This is a genomic window from Pseudomonas sp. FBCC-B545, assembly GCF_059134095.1.
On the sequence record NZ_CP101441.1, the window covers coordinates 4,103,478 to 4,120,308 of the forward strand.

27 protein-coding genes are annotated in these 16,831 nt (G+C 60.1%); all 27 read right to left on the reverse strand.

Going from position 1 to position 16,831, the window contains the following annotated elements:
* Positions 1–11: 11 nt before the first annotated feature.
* The gene (locus tag NMB39_RS18800; RefSeq protein WP_073842680.1) at positions 12–659 is read right to left on the reverse strand and encodes a phage tail protein; all 648 of its coding nucleotides are present in this window, start codon (positions 657–659) and stop codon (positions 12–14) included.
* Between the two features lie 71 nt (positions 660–730).
* Positions 731–1,147 (reverse strand): phage tail terminator-like protein, encoded by a 417-nt coding sequence (locus NMB39_RS18805; protein WP_494340256.1) that lies wholly within the window; start codon positions 1,145–1,147, stop codon positions 731–733.
* Positions 1,144–1,800 (reverse strand): hypothetical protein, encoded by a 657-nt coding sequence (locus NMB39_RS18810; RefSeq protein WP_494340255.1) that lies wholly within the window; start codon positions 1,798–1,800, stop codon positions 1,144–1,146. Before NMB39_RS18810 ends, NMB39_RS18805 begins: the two co-directional genes overlap by 4 nt.
* A 1-nt stretch (position 1,801) precedes the next feature.
* The gene (locus NMB39_RS18815; RefSeq protein WP_106111247.1) at positions 1,802–2,194 is read right to left on the reverse strand and encodes a hypothetical protein; all 393 of its coding nucleotides are present in this window, start codon (positions 2,192–2,194) and stop codon (positions 1,802–1,804) included.
* A 2-nt stretch (positions 2,195–2,196) separates the two neighbouring features.
* Positions 2,197–2,574 carry a hypothetical protein gene (locus NMB39_RS18820; protein ID WP_057024400.1) on the reverse strand — a complete coding sequence of 126 codons (378 nt, stop codon included), beginning with the start codon at positions 2,572–2,574 and terminating at the stop codon, positions 2,197–2,199.
* A gap of 10 nt (positions 2,575–2,584) precedes the next feature.
* Positions 2,585–2,890, reverse strand: coding sequence for a HeH/LEM domain-containing protein (locus NMB39_RS18825; protein ID WP_106111246.1), 306 nt, complete (start codon positions 2,888–2,890; stop codon positions 2,585–2,587).
* A gap of 56 nt (positions 2,891–2,946) precedes the next feature.
* On the reverse strand, positions 2,947–3,924 hold the full coding sequence (locus tag NMB39_RS18830) for a major capsid protein (RefSeq protein WP_494340254.1): 978 nt from the start codon (positions 3,922–3,924) through the stop codon (positions 2,947–2,949).
* 3 nt (positions 3,925–3,927) lie between these two features.
* Positions 3,928–4,665: a hypothetical protein gene (locus NMB39_RS18835; RefSeq protein ID WP_057024426.1), complete on the reverse strand. Its 738-nt coding sequence runs from the start codon at positions 4,663–4,665 to the stop codon at positions 3,928–3,930.
* Between the two features lie 84 nt (positions 4,666–4,749).
* Entirely contained in the window at positions 4,750–5,235 is a 486-nt protein-coding gene (locus NMB39_RS18840) for a DnaT-like ssDNA-binding protein (protein ID WP_106111244.1), read from the reverse strand.
* Positions 5,236–5,243: 8 nt separating this feature from the next.
* On the reverse strand, positions 5,244–6,356 hold the full coding sequence (locus NMB39_RS18845; protein WP_374956644.1) for a minor capsid protein: 1,113 nt from the start codon (positions 6,354–6,356) through the stop codon (positions 5,244–5,246).
* The gene (locus NMB39_RS18850) at positions 6,274–7,734 is read right to left on the reverse strand and encodes a DUF4055 domain-containing protein (protein WP_106118533.1); all 1,461 of its coding nucleotides are present in this window, start codon (positions 7,732–7,734) and stop codon (positions 6,274–6,276) included. Before NMB39_RS18850 ends, NMB39_RS18845 begins: the two co-directional genes overlap by 83 nt.
* On the reverse strand, positions 7,734–9,071 hold the full coding sequence (locus tag NMB39_RS18855) for a terminase large subunit (protein ID WP_138725816.1): 1,338 nt from the start codon (positions 9,069–9,071) through the stop codon (positions 7,734–7,736). The genes NMB39_RS18850 and NMB39_RS18855 overlap by 1 nt, the downstream gene beginning before the upstream one ends.
* On the reverse strand, positions 9,068–9,583 hold the full coding sequence (locus tag NMB39_RS18860; protein ID WP_234454902.1) for a DUF2280 domain-containing protein: 516 nt from the start codon (positions 9,581–9,583) through the stop codon (positions 9,068–9,070). The genes NMB39_RS18855 and NMB39_RS18860 overlap by 4 nt, the downstream gene beginning before the upstream one ends.
* Before the next feature lie 32 nt (positions 9,584–9,615).
* Positions 9,616–10,239: a putative metallopeptidase gene (locus NMB39_RS18865; RefSeq protein ID WP_494340253.1), complete on the reverse strand. Its 624-nt coding sequence runs from the start codon at positions 10,237–10,239 to the stop codon at positions 9,616–9,618.
* Between the two features lie 416 nt (positions 10,240–10,655).
* A complete protein-coding gene (locus tag NMB39_RS18870) occupies positions 10,656–10,910 on the reverse strand; it encodes a hypothetical protein (RefSeq protein ID WP_494340252.1) in 255 nt (84 codons plus the stop codon).
* On the reverse strand, positions 10,907–11,095 hold the full coding sequence (locus NMB39_RS18875) for a hypothetical protein (RefSeq protein ID WP_106111239.1): 189 nt from the start codon (positions 11,093–11,095) through the stop codon (positions 10,907–10,909). Before NMB39_RS18875 ends, NMB39_RS18870 begins: the two co-directional genes overlap by 4 nt.
* Positions 11,092–11,283, reverse strand: a complete 192-nt coding sequence (locus tag NMB39_RS18880; RefSeq protein ID WP_106111238.1) for a hypothetical protein — start codon at positions 11,281–11,283, stop codon at positions 11,092–11,094. Before NMB39_RS18880 ends, NMB39_RS18875 begins: the two co-directional genes overlap by 4 nt.
* Entirely contained in the window at positions 11,280–11,495 is a 216-nt protein-coding gene (locus NMB39_RS18885) for a hypothetical protein (RefSeq protein WP_106111237.1), read from the reverse strand. Before NMB39_RS18885 ends, NMB39_RS18880 begins: the two co-directional genes overlap by 4 nt.
* Before the next feature lie 53 nt (positions 11,496–11,548).
* Positions 11,549–11,887 (reverse strand): hypothetical protein, encoded by a 339-nt coding sequence (locus tag NMB39_RS18890; RefSeq protein ID WP_106111236.1) that lies wholly within the window; start codon positions 11,885–11,887, stop codon positions 11,549–11,551.
* Entirely contained in the window at positions 11,887–12,258 is a 372-nt protein-coding gene (locus NMB39_RS18895; RefSeq protein ID WP_034120583.1) for a DUF3450 domain-containing protein, read from the reverse strand. Before NMB39_RS18895 ends, NMB39_RS18890 begins: the two co-directional genes overlap by 1 nt.
* A gap of 282 nt (positions 12,259–12,540) precedes the next feature.
* A complete protein-coding gene (locus NMB39_RS18900; protein ID WP_146135656.1) occupies positions 12,541–12,828 on the reverse strand; it encodes a hypothetical protein in 288 nt (95 codons plus the stop codon).
* A gap of 147 nt (positions 12,829–12,975) precedes the next feature.
* Positions 12,976–13,647: a hypothetical protein gene (locus NMB39_RS18905; protein WP_106111234.1), complete on the reverse strand. Its 672-nt coding sequence runs from the start codon at positions 13,645–13,647 to the stop codon at positions 12,976–12,978.
* Entirely contained in the window at positions 13,644–14,255 is a 612-nt protein-coding gene (locus tag NMB39_RS18910; protein WP_106111233.1) for a recombination protein NinG, read from the reverse strand. Before NMB39_RS18910 ends, NMB39_RS18905 begins: the two co-directional genes overlap by 4 nt.
* Complete coding sequence (locus NMB39_RS18915; protein WP_106111232.1) at positions 14,252–14,560, reverse strand: hypothetical protein; 309 nt, start codon at positions 14,558–14,560, stop codon at positions 14,252–14,254. The genes NMB39_RS18910 and NMB39_RS18915 overlap by 4 nt, the downstream gene beginning before the upstream one ends.
* The gene (locus NMB39_RS18920; RefSeq protein ID WP_106111231.1) at positions 14,557–15,072 is read right to left on the reverse strand and encodes a hypothetical protein; all 516 of its coding nucleotides are present in this window, start codon (positions 15,070–15,072) and stop codon (positions 14,557–14,559) included. The genes NMB39_RS18915 and NMB39_RS18920 overlap by 4 nt, the downstream gene beginning before the upstream one ends.
* Positions 15,069–15,866 (reverse strand): hypothetical protein, encoded by a 798-nt coding sequence (locus NMB39_RS18925; protein ID WP_106111230.1) that lies wholly within the window; start codon positions 15,864–15,866, stop codon positions 15,069–15,071. The genes NMB39_RS18920 and NMB39_RS18925 overlap by 4 nt, the downstream gene beginning before the upstream one ends.
* Positions 15,853–16,830: an SIR2 family protein gene (locus NMB39_RS18930; RefSeq protein ID WP_057024381.1), complete on the reverse strand. Its 978-nt coding sequence runs from the start codon at positions 16,828–16,830 to the stop codon at positions 15,853–15,855. Before NMB39_RS18930 ends, NMB39_RS18925 begins: the two co-directional genes overlap by 14 nt.
* Position 16,831: the final 1 nt, after the last annotated feature.

Here is a 16,831-nt window from a genome sequence, read left to right on the forward strand (position 1 = left end):
GAGTTCTCCAATTACGCGGCGTAGCGAATGAATTTAGCGACCACGGCGAAAACGGCGGTCACCGCCATGATGTTGTTCTTGGTCAGCGACGGCACGTTGTCGAACGAGGCGTAAGCGTTATAGACAATTACTCCACCCGAGGCGAGATTGATGCGCACTGCGCGCGGCTTCTTGTCGTCGTCAGCTTCCAGCAGTACCTCGTTGTGAGGTAGCGCCGGATCATCCGCCATGGTCAGCGTGAACGAAAGCGGGGATTTCGACGTCGGGATTTGGTGCTCGTCGTCTTCCTCGAGAAACGAGTACGTGACGTTTTGTTGCTCGCCGCCGGACTTGTTCGATTCCGTGACCTGGCTCACAGGCACCCAGGTTAGAATCTTGCGCACCGAACCGCCGCCTGCGCCGGCGATGAAGCGCGCCGCATTGGCCGTGTTGATCGATTCAAGCACGAACGAGTCAGCGGTCACGGTCTTGATGCGAACAACCCGATTGTTCAGGCGCGCCCAGCCAGAGGTGACCTCGACAAAATCGCCGACCTCTAGGTCGTGGCCGGCCGACGAAACAACGGCTTCCGTTGCGTTGGTGATCGCGGTAAAAATGATCGGCGCGTCATACGAGGCGGCGATAGCGGCAGTCGAGCCATTGGGTAGAAAAACGGCCATTGGTGTTTCCTCTTTTCAGAAATGACAAAACCCGCTCAATGGCGGGTTCTTGGTTTGCCCAATGGGCGGAATCAGGCGGTGTCGGCTCGATATTCAAACGACACCGGAACAGTGTATGTCGGTGGATCAGACATGCTTGGGCCAGGATCAACTGGAGACATAGTCACGACGGTCACGCCCTCCTTTGTGTCGCGCGCGTACAGTGGAAACAGTGCGGTCAGCTCAGCCACAAGTGGGTTCGTCCTGGCCTTACCGGTGCCGGCCGGGGCCACAATGCTGACCTGATAAACGCCGATGAAAGCCCGGTGGTCGCCAGCAAGCGTGCTGCTGGCTGTATCGCCCGGGAGCAAGAACGCACGCAGATAGGTCTCGCCCTCGGCCGGGTCGTACTGGACGTTCTCGAACACAACCTTGATCGGCTCAGCCCGGGCCTTGCTCCAGGCAATCAGCTTGGTCTCGTAAATGGACGCAATGATGGCGTGGCTCATACCTGGTTGTTCCTTGTGGCTTCATCGACGATCTGCTGGAAGCGGGCCAGAGTGATTCGTACCATGCCGCCGGGTGCTTGAGTCGAGTGTCCGTACTCAAGCGGGATGCCGTACGGGAGGTTGTTGACAATGTAGGCTGTCTCGCCGGCCGTAAGTGCCTGGACCTGTAGTCGCAGCTTGGCCAGCGTCACACCACCAGCCGGGTCGACCTGGTCAAGCGTGCCCTCCGCTGGCGTGCCGATGGAAAACTGCCAGTTCCCCCGAAACCGGCCGCCAACGTAGTCCTTGCCTGCCACCAAGCCGTTCACGTTGAAGTTCTGGTCGCGCTCGGTCTTGGTCAGGGGTTTGGCATATTTCACGCCGCGCCGCAGCTTGCCGGCCTTGGTGAAGTTTGATTCGTTTAGGTTGATGATCGTGTTACGGGCCGCGACGTTGAAGTCGTAGTCATCGGCGGCCCGCTTGTTCGCCTGCCGGTGAACGACGTTCGCAGCCCAGATTTCTGGATTGCCCACCGGTGACATGCGGATAACGCTGCTGCCGATCTCGATGACAATCTCGCGGATGGTTGCGTCGATACCAGCCTGGGCGCGCTCAGCGAAGGCGCGAATGTTCTCGGCAAAGCTGCCGTTCATGCTCGCGTACTTGTTCGCCATATCACTTCCTCAGTTGCGCTGTCCACGTTGCATCGGCAGGGTCGGCGGATACGTTCATCACCCGCAGACCGTTGACGATATCGCCAATGGCCGGCGCTGCCGGTACTGCCGTCGGAACGCCGACCTCCGACACGAACAGCTCGTTTTGCAGCACCAGCAGCCTCTTGTCGCTGGTCTGTATGAGGGAGCCGTCAATTTCTTTGGACAAGTAGCTGCCCAGAACGCCGCGCCCCGAGTACGTCACCGTGGTCTCCGGCGTTTCGCCACCCAAGTCGGGGTCATACTCGCCCGCAACCTTGCGCACGCCCGTCACGGGCTTAACCGCGTCGGCCAAGCCGTCAGGATCGTCGAACGCTTCAGCCAGTTCGGCCTGGATCTCTTCGCGCATGCCCATGATCAGATCCTTTTCAGCATCATCACGCCGGAGCGCTTGATCCACGGCTCCAGCAAGGCCAGGGCGAAGTTGACGCCCGCCGACTGATCGGTAGAGCCCGCCACGTAGGTCTTGCTCACGGACGTACCGGACTGAGCCGATACCGTCTTGCTCTGCACTTCCTTCTGCGTTGCTGTGTACAGCTTGCCAGCCGCTGCCTCTTCGGCAACCTGGGCGCCGGCTGTTTTGATCTCGGCCGGGACCGGATCGGGAACAACCCGCTTAATCTTGGCCGTGAGCCAGGCATTGGCCATGGTCACAGCAAGGACCGGATCACCGGTGCCGGCCCAGTCGGGACCGAGCTGGGCGTCAACATCGGCGACGGTGATGTAATCGGTCATGTGCTTGTCCTTATTCCGCTGGCACCAGGGCCTGCAGGTCTTCTTTCTTAGCGGACGGGTCGAAGGCAATGCCCCTCTCGGTCAGCCATTCTTTCAGCTCGGAGACCTTCATTTTCAGAGGGTCGGTTTCTTTGCTCTCCGGCTCCTTGCCGTCAGACACCTTGATGCCGGCCGCTTGGTAGGCGTCGTAGATGTCCGGGGCATCGCCATCGACCACCACCTCGGTAGCGGAGCCGATGACACCGAAGAATTCGCTCAGCAGGCGGTAGCACACGCTGCGCTCTTTGCCCGGCTTGTCCGTGTAGATCACTTTCATGAGTCACCTCAAAAGCTCCCCGGCGCCGATAAAGACGCCAGGTTGTGTGGGCCGGATTACGGCGTGGTGGTACCGCTGATGACAGCAGCGAAGGGAACTTGCTTGCGGCTGAACACGCGCTGCCAGTTTGCAGCAGCTGCGTACTGAGTCGCGGTTGGGCTGAGGTTCTGAGCCTCGGAGCCTTTCCAGCTGAAGCCTGCAGGCTGGAGGATGTAGGTCTTCCGCTCCCACAGCACTTCGGCACCACCACCGTTACCGCCGCCAGGCTTGCGTTCCAGCTCTACCGGCACCTTCGGCGTGCCTTCGCCGTAACCGAAAGCGCCCTGGCCGAAGAACACGGAAAGGTACTTGCCTGCGCCGTACACCAGGGCGTCGTCCATGAAGACTGGTTTGCCGAGGTAGGTTGCCAGGATGATCTTGCCGTCGGAGTCACGCAGGTACTCGATGAGGTCCTGCTTGACCATCTGGTTCATCACCACCGAGTGCACGCCGATCGCGCCGAACTGGTCAGCGGCATCGCCGGCGGTGAACGCTGCATCCTGGAAAGCATTCGCACTGATGGTCGCACCGGCGTCGATGACCATGTCACCACCGTTGTTCGCGATGTTCGAGGCGATGATGCCGCGAGCCGCGCCCAGGGTGTAACGCTGCCACTGGCGGGTCCAGTAGGTGCCGAAACGGTTGCGGATCTGCTGCTGAGGCTCACTGTTGGCCAGTTCAGCCGTCAGGTCAGCCACGCCGTAACCTTTGTTGAGGTACAGGACTCGGGCACGCATGCTGTCCTGGGTGGCTTTGCCGACTTCACCTTGGTCGTTCGGGTCGTCGTTGCTGATATTCGGCGCTTCATCGGCGTTGAGATCCTGCCAGTAGCTGATCTCGGCAGTGCCCTGGCTGCCGGAGGCGATCGCATCCAGCACAGGCGAGCGGGTCACAATGCCCGACTCATATACAGCAGTCTTTTCCGGGCTGTTAACCGGTGCCAGAGAGGCGTAGTAGTCGCCGACGAAGATGTCGGTTAGTTGGGTAGTTGCCATGGATTAGGTTCCTTTGGTGGCCTGGATTTTCTTGAAGAGATCGGGATTGTCACGAGCGATCGCAGCGCGCTCGGTTTCCGTGTACTCGCCCCACTTTTTCGTGGCCTTGCCACCTTGATCGCCGACCTGTCCGGCGCCCTGAGCCCTTGGCCACAGGTGTGTTGCTGTTTCACGCAGAGACTCCGCCCATTCGAGCGGCGACAGCGGGGTTTTCCCGTCCTTCCCGTAAACGACCTCGCCGTCACGGTCGGTGGCAATCGCCTCACCGTCTTCACTGAGTTTGAAAGTGCCCCGGGCGCGCAGGATGATGTCCTCGGCGGCCTCTGGGAGCGCACCGGCCTTGATGGCAGCGGCGCGGATGGAGTCGGCTAGCACCTTGTCACTGTACTTGGCAGCGAATTGCTCGGCCTTGTCGGCACGGGCCTTCTCGGCTGCCAGCTTGGTGTCGTAGTCGGTGCGCAGGCGCTCGGTACGGCGGGTAATGACCTCGTCCAGCTTGCCCTCGGCAATCAGCTTGGTCTCTTCATCCTGGCCAACCTTGGTCAGCAGACCTTTCACTGCGGCGATGTCCAGGCCTTCGAACTGGGACTTGAAGCCGTCCAGCTCGGTTTTGGTGGTCCGGAGCGAGCCAAGCAACTCGGTGTTCTTGTTCTTGAGGCCCAGGGTCGCAGCCTCGACAGCTGCAGCAATGGCGGTCTGAACTGCCGGGTCTTCAAGATCAATCTGGTTTTCGTCTGCCACTTGGTGCACCCCTTGGGTTTGGTCGGCCCGCTTTGCAGGCAATAAAAAACCGCCCATTGGGCGGCTTGGTGTGAATTCTGTGATTTATCGAACTATCGAGAGCCCGCGCATCACCAGGTAATCGGCGAACTGCGTCCTGCTCGGCGCGTATGGCGGCGGACGCATGCGCAGTCCGGGCGTATCTCGGTTGAGCCGCGTGCGCCGGCCATTCGGCTCAGTGCAATGCGTCGGTTCTTCGATCTGGAAGCCCTGCTCGGCGGCGTACAGCTCGACCGCCAGCCGTACCTGCCCCCACTCAAGCTCAAAGGGCACGAACGTCTCGGATAGCGTCTGGTATTCGATCTTGCAGTCACGCCGAGGCCAGGCCATTGCCTGTTCGGGATTGGCTTTGCGCCCTTTCCACTGGCGACCGTTGATGTCGGCTGCGGCGCGCAGCAGCAGTTCGACCTGGTCAGCCTCTGCTTCAGGTATCCGGACCCCGTAGTAGTCGCGGTAGAAGGTCAGCTTCTCCAGCGGCACGAAGCTATTCGAGTCTGGCCTGCCCTTCCCATCCTCAACGATGATCTGCATGTGCTATCTCAACCTGGTTGAGCGCCGAGTGTAACGCCTGCTCGGGTGAACATGTCAGGCTCGGCTTCCTTCAGCTGCGCCAGGGTCAGCGGCTTGAACGACTTGTCGAGCTGCAGCTTGGCAAACTTCTCCGGCGTCAGCCCGCCATCGCGGAACAACTTGCCCCGGACCGGCCCGAGGGCATGATCCTGGAAGCTCGCCGGCTGCGTTGCCAGCCACTCGTAATAATTCAGGCCGGCGTCGACCTGGGCCCCACCGTTATCGCCCACCGAGGCGCGCGTGGCGTCCTTGGCGAACATCTCCGAAAGCCTGGTCGTCGGCACCGTGGTGGACCGACAGTTGATGTGCGCCGGCGGCAGCGGGCCTTTGCCCAGGTCGAAGCGCATGCCATCGAGGCCCTTGCATTGCTGCGAGGTCTTGCGGTCGAGCGTCGACACCCAGCGATAGCCCAACACCACGTCGCTATTGGCCTTCAGCGTCTCCATTCGCGCCGTGGTGGCCACATGCTGGATTGCCGTCTGCACCACGGCGGCCGCGTTGCGGTTGCTCACCGCCAAGACGCCATCCGTGAAGTTCTGCGCCGCGCTACCGCGAATCGCCTGGATGATTTGGGCGTTGGTCTGGCCCTGGCCGAAGCCAAGCCGGATGGTGTTCGTGACGCGCATCGTCTCAGTCCGCGTCCAGCCGCTGACAAAGCTCTTCAGCAGCTTCCCGCCGTCGATGCCCTTCACCTGCAGCGGATAGGAGAACACCGCCGCCCGGATCACCGTGTTGGTCGGAACCACCGCGTCGATGGACAGCGCATTGCTCAGGCTTTTGGCCTCAAAGCTCGACTCGTACAGCGCGATATCGACCAGATCGGCCTGCACCAGGTCGCCGTAGGCCTTGTAGATCTCCAGCAGCTTGCCGTCCACCCGGGCCAGGAACTGCTCAAGCCGGTCCCGGCTGTAGGTGGTCAGCTCCTTGCGAGTCAACTGCTCCCGCGCCAGCGTGTCGATCTGGCGCAGGTACTTCTCGAACTTCTTGACCTCGCCGGCCTTAAGCCGCTCCAGCATTACCGAGTGGCGCGTCGTCTGCTCCAGCAGTTGGCTGTCCGCCTGCACCAGATTTGTCGATGGCATCGTCTTTGTCCAAGTTGATGCCGGCCGACTCGCGCTCATCGCTGATCAGTTCGGCTTCGTCTTCGTATGGGCGCTCCGGCAGCTTGCCGGTAGTGAGGTACTGCCAGTAGGTGTCGGCGCTGATCGTGCCAGCCATCACGCCCTTGAGAAGCTCGGCGAGAACCTGGGCGTCAACTACAGGGGTCACAAACTCAGGATTCACCTTGAACTTGACCTGCTTGGGGTCGTAGCCCTTCCACTCGGCTGCGTACCGCAAGCCCTGCTCGACCGCCTCGGCCACCGTGATAACGATGCTGTGCAGCGTGGCGTGCTGGTCGTTCTGGCGTGTTTTGCGCGCCTCGCCCGACTCGGTGCCGCCCACGTCCATGACTTTGGCGCCGGCCTCAAGCGCGGCGTTCTTCTGGTCATCCATGGCTTTGCGGTTAGCTTCAATGCCGGTGCCCTTGAACTCCAGATAATCAGCTTTGCCATTCGGACCAAGATCCCAGGCAGCGGACGGCCCGGTAACGCTCAACTCTACCGCCTCATCCAAACCCGAAACCCAAGGCTGCGGATGACTGGTCTGATGCAGAGAGCTGAAATAGTCAGCGCTGATCTGATAGGACTTCAACGCGGCCCGCGCCATCGTCAGCAGCGGCACCTCGTCGACTTCCGGGGAGTTGTCTGTCGATCCGCAGTAAATCACCGGCAGGTAGGGCAAGCCTTTGACCAGGCGGTTATCCGTCCCGGTAGTGCCCAGCGGCCGCTCGTCGTTGATCAACTCGCCGGCCTCATTGCGCACGGCGGTGTAGCAAACCCTGTCGAGCATGTAGAACTCACGGAACACCGCGTCGCAGTCATGGCTATATCGATCGCCGCCCTTCTTGCGGAACTCACGGAACACCGACAGAACCAGATCCTGCCGGCCGCCTTGATCAGAAGTGTCCCAGTTGATCGCGTTGCGGGTGGCGTACGTGGAGAAATACGGCTCGCCGCTATCGTCTACGTTCACCACCAGCGGCACCCGGCCGTGCGAGATAGCCTGGCGCACCATGCGGAAGAACAACTGCTTCAGCCCAAAGCCGTCAGATGTAGCGTTGTCCTCCAGCCCCTTCAAGCCAGACGGCAGCTCGATCTCCGGGATCAACCGGGAAACCAGTCCCATCATAGACCGCAGCGAGTCGCGCACCCAGTGTTCGTACTGGGCCCGGTTCGTGTAGTTCTCGTAGAGGTACTTGTTGCCAGCGCCATCCAGCTTTTCAGCCTCAACCATACCGCTCGGCTTGGGCAGATTCCGCTCGTTGCGCTTTACGGCGCATTCGCCCTCGAGCGCGTCGTCCATCATCTCCCACTCGGCGATGTGCGCGTCGTAGTCGGGGTTTGTCGATTGCACTGGCATCAGGCCAAGCCTCCAATTCGGCGTGTTCCGCCTGTGCGTTTGATGCACGGCCACTCAACGTCGATGCAATAGCCGATCGCCGTGGTGATGTGCTGGTAGTCGTTTTTCTGGTCTTCCTGGAAGGTCGAACCCATTTGAAGCTGGACCGTACTCAGCCCCTTGTGACACCAAGGAGCGGTGACAGGGTTGATGAACAGGCTGGTTTCGCCTGAGGCGGTCAGGATCTTCGCCCGGACGGCGTTCTGCCGGTCCTTGATGGACGGGTGCGCCGGCTTGACCTTGCGCGTGTACGTCCAGCCATTAGCCTTGAGCACGCCCTCGATGTCGGTGTAGTCAGAAGCGTGGCCGTGCTTCTCGCCAGCCTTGCCCGCCGGGTCACCATAGATCAGGACGTGCTTGTTTTTGTGATCCTTGAACTTGTCCACGAACTCAGCAGCCGACTGCTTCGAAACGGCGCTGATCAGCACGATTTCATCGAGCAGATAAAGGTCTTTGCCGTCGTTGCGCCGGACACCGATCGCAGATGACAGAGGCGTGAAGTTCTGGTCGTGCATCCACATCAGCTGCTCATGCGGCTCAATGGCTGCATTCGTGGTGTTCGCCTTGCTGTAATCCTCGTATATCCGGCCAGACGCCGTTTCGAACGATGCTTCAAATTCCTGCTTGAACTGCTTGGCCGACATGGCCCGCTTCATTGCATCCATTACGTCAGCCGGAAGAATCTCGGCCGATTTCCAATGGAACACGCGGAAGTTCGGGTCATTGCCCGACTCCGCCTGCATGCACAGGTCGTAGTAATGGTTCAGGCCGTCCGGCACCCCAAGCAGCCAGCACCAGGCCCGGTAATCCGGCATGGTCGGGTTGACGGTGTTCAGCGCCGGGAGAATGTTTGCCTCCCAGGCATCCGGCTTGATGTCCGCGAATTCGTCGATGCCTCCGCCGGTCCAGGGAATACCCTCAATTCGCTGCGGCTTGTCCAGGCCGATGACGTGAATCTCGCTGCCGTTGTCCAGGTAGATGATCAGGTCAGACTCAGAAGGCCTGCGGCTGTGCATGCAGCAGAGCGTGAAAGCCTTGAGGTCATCCCAGAAGATCTTCTTGGCCTGGGCGTGCGTCGGCGCCGCGGCGAAGTACATGCCGGTGTAGGCCGATGCCTGCTTCACAACGAAACGTTTGAAACGCTCAGTCTTGCCGCTGCGTCGCCCAGCCGGCACCAGAGGGAATCGAATGCCTTCCGATACGGCTGCCACCAAGGCAAGCTGCACCGGGTGATCCTTCAGCGGATACCAGCGGGACAGCTGGCGGTCCAGCATCAGGTTGCCAGTGTTCGCGATCATGACGGCAGCCTCGCGATCAAATCAGCCAGCAACTGGGCGTTTGAGTTGCCGCCGCCCTTCTCTATCAGCTTGAGCTCTGCCTTACGCTTCTCGATCTCAAGCCGTTTGATCTCTTCATCCAGCGACTTATCAGGTTCAACGCGCCGATTGACGTAGACGTCTCCCGTCTCCTTGGCGGCCTGCTCCAACAGCTGGGCCGTTAACGCCATATTCTTCGAACTCTCGGCCTTCTCAGCCATACGACCAAGCGTTCGCAGGCGATGGGCTCGATTGGCTATAGGAATCTCTGCTGTTTCTTCACGGAACCGCTTGCGAGTGTCTTCGAATAGGGTCCGCCACTTGGCTGCCAGATTGGCTCCGGCGCGTTTTGTTGGGTCGTGCTGTTCCACCTGCTGGCGGGTCACATCAATGTCGAATTCTTGCTTAACGTTTTGCGAGACCAACGTGGGAGTGTCGAAACACGCCAAAGCCTGAACGATGAAGGCTTTCACATCGTTTTTCAGGGCTGCCATAGATTGGGTTCCGTCTCATGCCTGTCTCACATTCAGGCCAGCTTGAGCAGACAGGTTCCGCAAGCCCTCGATATATTCAGTTTCCCCACCTCGGCGGGTTTGTTTGCAGCATCCACCAACGCTTGAACGTCAGGGCTTGCACCGTAGCGGCGGACAACACCGACGAACTCTTCGACGTCGTGACCACGCATCTCCAGCTTCGGCGCCCCCTCCTTGTTGAAGGCTGGCTGGCCGTACTTATCGTTTGCGTGTGCGATGTGGTATAGCTCATGCTCTACCAGGGCGCAGAAGTCGGTGTCGCTGCACCGGGCGCAGTAGTCGGCAGCAAGAGTGATGATGAACGCCGGCACATCGCCGAACCAATCACGCATCTGTTGTTCCATCCGGGCTTTCTGCCAGCCACCGGCTCGGAAGGCTACCTGTTCGGCCTGGCCCAGGACCGTGCGCCCCTGCTTGGCGAAGCTCGACGACGCCCACATGATCCGGATATCTGCATCCAGTAGGTGAGCATGGTCTTCGTTGTGAATGCTGCCGGTGTCGGCAAGGATCTCGGCTTGGAGCCATTCCCATACCCCGGGAGCTGGAGCAAGGCGGATGCCGAAGTCGGAAATATCCGACAGTTTAAGGAGTGACGATGGAGGGTATGGCCTATCCATATGTCACCTTAAACTTGAAATCATGGCGCTATGCCGGTAATGATGAAAAATACACAAGGAGCATCAAGGATGAACGTAACGTTACGAAGCCTTCTAGCCTGCACAGCGGTGGTGACCTCATCAGCATGTATGGCTGCCACGCCATATGGATCTTGCCCTGAACCCGCTCAGAAATATCAAGATCGTTATGAGTCAACGATGCGAGCTAGCGATCTGGTCTGCTATCAAAAGGCTCTTGAGCGGGAGATGAGCGGCGGAACTAGCGACCCATGCACACTAAGTGCAGACCATTATCAAACAGCATACGAAACGGGAATGCGGTCTTCTGACCTTGTCTGTTATCAGAAAGCATTGGAGAGAGAGCTGCGCTGAAAAAGCATTAGGTCCTGTCCGTGCCGCACTCACCTGCGACGCACCTACCCTTCTGCGATATCCAGCAGCACATCAATCAGCTTCTGCTCATCCAGGCGCATCGCACCCAAGCATTGCAGGTCGTCGCACTTGGGGCCGAGGCCGAACACAGTCACCTCTCCCTTCGCGCCGATCAGCGTCAAGGCGCCTACAGTGCATTCTGGATGCTCGCCGGCATCAAGGTCATCGGCAATCTTGCGCAGGGTCTTGGCGGCATCGCGCCAGTCTTCCCGCTTGAACTCCAATACCTTGACGGTCATTCGGTCACCTTCTGCAGCCACTCTTCAATGATCCGGCGAACCACTGGCTCGGTCAGGATGGCTGAAGGCTTCTTGCCCTCAATCACCGACTGGATCAGTTCCCGCGGAAGGACGTGGACGCCATCACTGGCCACCACCATCAGATGCGGGCGGTGGTCGGCGATATCGAGGATGTCGGCAGTCATGGGCACACCATCTGGTGGGTTTGTGCGTGGGCATGGCCGTGGAGCAGGCTCACGATCAAGCCCTGGGGCAGCCCGGCTTCCTTGGCGGCGTCCAATGCATCAGCAATGGCCTTGTCGAGAGCGACTACCGCAGCGTTGATGTCTTGCCCCAACGGAAGCGCGTGGCGCAGGCGGGTGACGTTGCTCACGTGTTGTGCCCCTCCAGAGGCTGAGCAAAGGTGAACTTCACGCCGTCATCCGGGCAATACGTGGAATAGGTGGCGTTCTGAAGGATCGCACCATCGCCCAGCACCTCTGTGGCGGCAGCACCATACTTGGCGATGAGCGCAGCCTTCAGATCATCCGCCGACAAGGTCAGCGTGATGTCGTTGAAGTGAATCAGCGTCTTCTGGATACCCATGTCTACCTCAATTCTCGCGCCACGATTTGGCGCATTCGAAAACGTGGCGCGGATTAAGGCGACTGACGCTCTACCGCTTCGTTGACCTTCTCGGCCGCCTTACTGGCTGTATCAGCGGCCTGGACTGCCGAGTGCGATGCCTCTTGCACCTTCACTGCGGCGTCCTGGGTCTTCTCGGCCAGGTTGGTCAGGCGCAGGTCACGCTTGCCCAGGGCGGCGTCATAGGCAGCGCGCACCTCTGCAAGCTGTTTGGTCTGCTCGCTACTGGCAGACCAGACGCCGGCCTGGTAACCCAAGACAATGCCACCGGCCAGCAGGAATGCCGCAATCACCCAAATCTCTGCCCGGCGCCACCAGCGTCGAGCGATGAATTCCATCGCGCATCTGTCCATCACTTGTCATCTCCCAGCTTCGTGCGCAGGCGGGCGATCTCGGCGCTTTGAGTGGTAACCGTTGCCGTGAGCTGCGCCACCTGAATGGTCAGCCCTTCGATCTTGCCTTCCATCCGCCCTACTGCCGCGGCGAGTTCGTTCCGCTCCTTGGCGAACTGGTCGGCACGGGCCTCGGCCTCTTTACGGGCCACCCTTTCAGAGTCCAGCAGCTCATTCAGCCGGCGAAGGGTGAAGATGTCCGCATTGTCCATGGCCCGGTCAGCGGCATCCTTCGAAAGGAATTTACGCAGCCACAGGAAGCCACCCACAAGGGTGAGGCCCGTACCGCCCAGCCAGGTAGCTGTGCCTGGGCCGAGGTCAGTAGGATCCATCGAAACTCCATCAGGAAAGATTGGCCGAAGTCAGCCCTGTGTAATAAGTCGGCTCACACAGCACTCCCAGCTCGGAGCAATGGGTGTGGTGGAGCCGAAAACTAGAAGGCCCCGATCAATGTCGAGGCCCTGAATAGGTCCCTCATCAGCGTGACAAGTCAGAGGCTCTGAGGGCTTGGGGAAATACATCCGGGAAAGCATCCACTTGGTAGCGGCTTTCCTCGGAGGTACAAAAAAGCCCGGCGCATATGTCCGGGCTTTTTCCATTGCTTCCAGGCGTATTCAGCAGGGGGTCAGGCCAACGCCATCGGGCGAAGGCTTGGCCGAGGCCATCACGAAGTGGTTGCTGGACGCGCGCAGGTTGGAAGCCAAACTTTCATCAGTGGTCTGGCTACCCGTTCGCCACATGGCCAGGGTCAATTCCAGGCGCTTCACGCCGACGCCGGGCAGTTCGGCCAGCATCACCACGGAGCGATAAGCGTAGGCGACAGGCTCGGCGAATGCCGACAGGGAGAAACAGGACAGGCAGGCGGCAAGCGCCAAGCCCAGGTAAGCGGACATTCGCTTCATCATTCGGCATTCCTTTCGGTGGGTTTCTTTGGGCAATAAAAAACCCGGCGCGGTGGCCGGGTTTGTTTGTCTCTTGCATCACCTACATGCGCAAGTACGACAGGATGGGCACATAATCGGCGAACCGGCAGGCCCTGTCAAGGCCCTCTAAGCTGCATCCTGGTCATCGAAGAAGACGCCCTCCTTCGTCAGGATCTCACCGGCCTCGAGAAGCGCCTCATTGACCATCTTGTCCAGGCCCTTGAAGATCTTGCGGCGCCAGTCCCGCCGGGTGCGCTCCGGAGTACCATCCAAGTCCCAGGTGTTCATGTCGTAGTTATGGGCTGGCAGGATGATGACGCCTTCGCACGGCGCTTCCTGGCGCTGCTTGAGCTTGGCATTGATCGCCTTCTGGGCTTTTGCCACCGCCGCTTTCCTCCAGGCCGGGGCATAATCATCAACCTCAAGCTTCACCTTTCCAGCAGGCGCGCGCTCGGCCCCGCCCAACTGCGGATAGGCCCACGCCGTAACCGCCTTGGTCAGGAACAGGCGAGGTGCCGGCGATGAAACATGCGAAACGATCCGGCCTATGGCTCCGACCTTCGAGGCCATGTGCGTCGAGTAGCAGGCGTTCAAGGCCATCCAGTGTTTCGGCGCAAGGCAAGAGTGCAGCCGACCAAACACCCAGCAATCTGTGAGGAATGCCGCTTCCTTGCCTACGATCTCCCCCTTGAGCTTGTTGGCCTGGACCTTTGGTGTGTAGTCACAGCCGCCGGCGCTGTTGATCGTCTCGGATGCCAACGCACGGATAACTGCGGAAATAACGTCTCGATAGGTCATGCTGCAGCCCTCTTGAGTTCTCTGGTCTTTGCCCGGTAGTCGGCGGTCATCGCCTTCAACTCATCCACGGTGTACTTCTTGGCCTCATGCGGACCTTCCAGCCACTCAACTGCGTCGGCGCCGATACGCTTCACCAACTCAATGCGGTAATTCACGATGTTCCCGGAAAGCCGGGTGTTGCACGGCGAACACTGGCGGTGGCAGTTCATCGGCTCGAAGCGCAAGGCCGGATTGCTGCCCACTGTCCGGTAATGGCCAGCGTCATACTTACCCTTGTGGTGTCGGCCGCAGCTGACGCATGGCAGTTCCGCGTCACGGGCGCGCACCCAGGCGTTGAAGGCCTGCTGCGTGTCTTTGAGGTGATCAGCCCTACTCTTCAGTTTTTCCTTCTGGACCTTTATCTCGCGGCGCCCTACTTCGGCCAAGGCTTTCCCGGCGATCGCGCGCCCCTTTTCGGACTTACCGTGTGCGATCGCGCACTCGATCTCGCCGCACACCACCTGCGATTCGCGCGTTTTCGTGAACATCACCCGGCACTCTGGGCAGCGTTTGCGACGCGGTCCGCCGGAGGTGAGCGGAGTCTTGCGTTGCAGCGGGGTGCGCTTCATGCGGCCTCCTTGGCTTTCTGCTGCCCGAATTCAAAATTGCCACGCAAAGGCATGAGGTATTTCTCAGCAATGCAGCAACGCGGGTGCTCGACAAGGGTCTTGCCGATGGTCAATGACACCAAGCCATCTGCCTCCACCACCCAGGCGTTTGCATCTCCACGGTTAAACCATGGACCGTGGGCGGAAAACGAGTCGCAGCCAGGCCCCAAGCACTCAACCAGCTGCACGCAGCGCCCTATCAGGGTTGGCACCAGCGGACAGGAAACGATCAACGCCAGGTCGCCCGGCTTGAAGTTATGACTCATGCGGCCTCCTTGAACGCTTCAAACTCGGCCATTTCGGTCAGGCGCTCTTCGGTAAGCGTCGGCCAGTCGTGCAGCACCAGGTACGCGCAGCACTGTCGCCAGAAGTCTTGGAATACCTCTTCGCCCATCGAGTCGTAGGAGAGGCTTCGGGGTGTCTTGCGGGTGAGCTGGCCCAGGCCCGGAATGTCGAACGCTTCCTCATCGCAGTACACGCCCGACTCCAGTTGCAGGGCCTTGATCGCGTCGTGGGACTGCTTGCCGGAGAACCGGTCGATGTTCTGGCTCAGCACCCGGCCCAGGCCGTGGACCAAACCATTGAACCGTGGGTTGCGTGGCTGCTTGAGCTCGGCACGAATCTTCGTGTTGATCCGGAAATCCCGCTCGCGCAGGATCGACCGGTCGGCGTCGGAGGACGGCACGAACGCGGCCACCTCCTTGCCCGTGGCTGGATCGACCAGGCGGCGCAGCACCAGGTACACAGGCATTGGGCGGGGTTTGGCTGGCTTCGTCATTGCGCCGCCCTCTTCACTTCCAGTTCGCGGGCCTGCTCAATCAGCAGCGCCCGTCGATCCGTCAACTCGTTGGCTGCTTCAATCCGTAATTCGGTTTTCCGCTCGGCGCTGGCCTTGCGCATTTCCAGCATCGATTTCTTCACCAGCTCCAGCTTCTTGCGAAGGGCTGGCTCTGGCTGGGTAACGCTGCCAGTGAGCAAGCCAGCAATGGCCCGCCCATCCTCGGTGACCGGCTCGACGCTCAGGTCTGCCAGGTACTTCTGGGCATGTCCGCGAGGGATGCGCTTGAGCTCCATTGCCTTAGTCACAGCCTGGATGCGACGGTTGGCGTCAAAGCCCACGGAAACGTGCCAGTTGACCGGCTTCGCGTCCTCGCGGGCCTGGCCTACGAACCGCTGGTAGGCGTCGATAAACGCCATGCGCGCTCCGATTTTGTCGCCGCCATCCAGGATGGGTTTCGCGGCAGCCAGGGCCAATTGGATTTCGTCGGTCAGCACCACGGTTTCATATTCATCGTTGGTCGTCATGGCGATGGCCCACGCCTCATCCTTTCCAGGACGGCCGTCAGATGTCTGGACACGCTGCAGGATGTCAGCCATCGCCAGCTTGCCCTTCACTTCGAAACGACACGCCTTCAGCGCGGCTTTGACGACAGGCACGGGGTAGGCGCAAAGGTCTTCGGCCATCATCGCGGCGGTGCCTGGGTTCATTTCCTGGCCCATGGCCTCGGCTGTGGCGCAGATGGCGGCGGCCAGCCCGGCAACCTGCTGGTCATTCATTTCAAAGGTATTCATTGCGGTCACCTGCTTGGCGTTTGGCCAAAACCATCTGAGCGGCCTGCTCCGCTGCGGAGTGGTTCGCTTCTGTCCGTTCCATCTGGCGGGCGGTTGTGCCGTTGATGCGCTGCCCAGTGACCCACTGGGTGTGGTAGCTCTCGGCGTTGGCCAGCAGCTCGTTGAGGCTGTGGCACTTGCGCAGCACAGCGGCGTCGCTGGTTTTCAGGAAGTGGGCGGCGACGTGGTGAGCTACATCGGCGCCGAGGCGGTCGACCAACTGTCCGAGCTGGCCACCGACCTTGGCATTCCACACAGGCCAGGCGCTGTAGCGCTTGCGGTAAGCCATGGCGTAGTTCGCCCAGACCTTGAAGGTTTTGCAGGTCTGGTCTTTGGGGCCCGGCATATCGGCGGGGATCTCAACCCGTGGGGCATCGGTGCGATCAACCACCAGCACCAAGCCGCGGGACTGAGCCGGCTTGCCGGTGGCGTCCTGCAAGTCCTGACTGGTGTCCTGATTGGTACCCTGATGATTGGTATCCTGATTTGTCGGAGATTTATCCGACCCTTGCTCGGATTTTTTTCCGACCTTGCTCGGAGATTTATCCGAGGTAGATCGGATATTTTTCCGACCTTTGTTTTTTGGTGGGGTCGGATATTTTTCCGACCCATCAAGCTTCTGGTTCCACTCGATGGCCTTCTCGGTAAGGCGAAAAAGCGTGATGTTCGAAGTGCTGGAAAGCTCAATCAAACCGGCCTCTTCCAGGGCCTTCAGCATGCGGTAAGCGGTGTCTGGCTTGTCTGTGAGCAGCGGCAGCTCCTCAGTGATCTTTGCCTTGCTCAGCGCGAAGAAGACCCCGTCATCGGTCTTGATTGGCTTGGTCCAGCTCGGGCAGCCGTAGACGAAGGCAAACAGCAGGGCCTGCTGAGAATTCAGCCCCCACTCCAGCGCCTTCACCTGATTAATCGTGACGGTGTATTGCATG

Bases quoted from the DNA above. Each gene is read 5' to 3' on its own strand.
- NMB39_RS18800 (WP_073842680.1), bottom strand. From the start codon at position 659: ATGGCCGTTTTTCTACCCAATGGCTCGACTGCCGCTATCGCCGCCTCG.
- NMB39_RS18805 (WP_494340256.1), bottom strand. From the start codon at position 1,147: ATGAGCCACGCCATCATTGCGTCCATTTACGAGACCAAGCTGATTGCC.
- NMB39_RS18810 (WP_494340255.1), bottom strand. From the start codon at position 1,800: ATGGCGAACAAGTACGCGAGCATGAACGGCAGCTTTGCCGAGAACATT.
- NMB39_RS18815 (WP_106111247.1), bottom strand. From the start codon at position 2,194: ATGGGCATGCGCGAAGAGATCCAGGCCGAACTGGCTGAAGCGTTCGAC.
- NMB39_RS18820 (WP_057024400.1), bottom strand. From the start codon at position 2,574: ATGACCGATTACATCACCGTCGCCGATGTTGACGCCCAGCTCGGTCCC.
- NMB39_RS18825 (WP_106111246.1), bottom strand. From the start codon at position 2,890: ATGAAAGTGATCTACACGGACAAGCCGGGCAAAGAGCGCAGCGTGTGC.
- NMB39_RS18830 (WP_494340254.1), bottom strand. From the start codon at position 3,924: ATGGCAACTACCCAACTAACCGACATCTTCGTCGGCGACTACTACGCC.
- NMB39_RS18840 (WP_106111244.1), bottom strand. From the start codon at position 5,235: ATGCAGATCATCGTTGAGGATGGGAAGGGCAGGCCAGACTCGAATAGC.
- NMB39_RS18845 (WP_374956644.1), bottom strand. From the start codon at position 6,356: ATGCCATCGACAAATCTGGTGCAGGCGGACAGCCAACTGCTGGAGCAG.
- NMB39_RS18850 (WP_106118533.1), bottom strand. From the start codon at position 7,734: ATGCCAGTGCAATCGACAAACCCCGACTACGACGCGCACATCGCCGAG.
- NMB39_RS18855 (WP_138725816.1), bottom strand. From the start codon at position 9,071: ATGATCGCGAACACTGGCAACCTGATGCTGGACCGCCAGCTGTCCCGC.
- NMB39_RS18860 (WP_234454902.1), bottom strand. From the start codon at position 9,583: ATGGCAGCCCTGAAAAACGATGTGAAAGCCTTCATCGTTCAGGCTTTG.
- NMB39_RS18865 (WP_494340253.1), bottom strand. From the start codon at position 10,239: ATGGATAGGCCATACCCTCCATCGTCACTCCTTAAACTGTCGGATATT.
- NMB39_RS18870 (WP_494340252.1), bottom strand. From the start codon at position 10,910: ATGACCGTCAAGGTATTGGAGTTCAAGCGGGAAGACTGGCGCGATGCC.
- NMB39_RS18875 (WP_106111239.1), bottom strand. From the start codon at position 11,095: ATGACTGCCGACATCCTCGATATCGCCGACCACCGCCCGCATCTGATG.
- NMB39_RS18885 (WP_106111237.1), bottom strand. From the start codon at position 11,495: ATGGGTATCCAGAAGACGCTGATTCACTTCAACGACATCACGCTGACC.
- NMB39_RS18890 (WP_106111236.1), bottom strand. From the start codon at position 11,887: ATGGACAGATGCGCGATGGAATTCATCGCTCGACGCTGGTGGCGCCGG.
- NMB39_RS18895 (WP_034120583.1), bottom strand. From the start codon at position 12,258: ATGGATCCTACTGACCTCGGCCCAGGCACAGCTACCTGGCTGGGCGGT.
- NMB39_RS18900 (WP_146135656.1), bottom strand. From the start codon at position 12,828: ATGAAGCGAATGTCCGCTTACCTGGGCTTGGCGCTTGCCGCCTGCCTG.
- NMB39_RS18905 (WP_106111234.1), bottom strand. From the start codon at position 13,647: ATGACCTATCGAGACGTTATTTCCGCAGTTATCCGTGCGTTGGCATCC.
- NMB39_RS18910 (WP_106111233.1), bottom strand. From the start codon at position 14,255: ATGAAGCGCACCCCGCTGCAACGCAAGACTCCGCTCACCTCCGGCGGA.
- NMB39_RS18915 (WP_106111232.1), bottom strand. From the start codon at position 14,560: ATGAGTCATAACTTCAAGCCGGGCGACCTGGCGTTGATCGTTTCCTGT.
- NMB39_RS18920 (WP_106111231.1), bottom strand. From the start codon at position 15,072: ATGACGAAGCCAGCCAAACCCCGCCCAATGCCTGTGTACCTGGTGCTG.
- NMB39_RS18925 (WP_106111230.1), bottom strand. From the start codon at position 15,866: ATGAATACCTTTGAAATGAATGACCAGCAGGTTGCCGGGCTGGCCGCC.
- NMB39_RS18930 (WP_057024381.1), bottom strand. From the start codon at position 16,830: ATGCAATACACCGTCACGATTAATCAGGTGAAGGCGCTGGAGTGGGGG.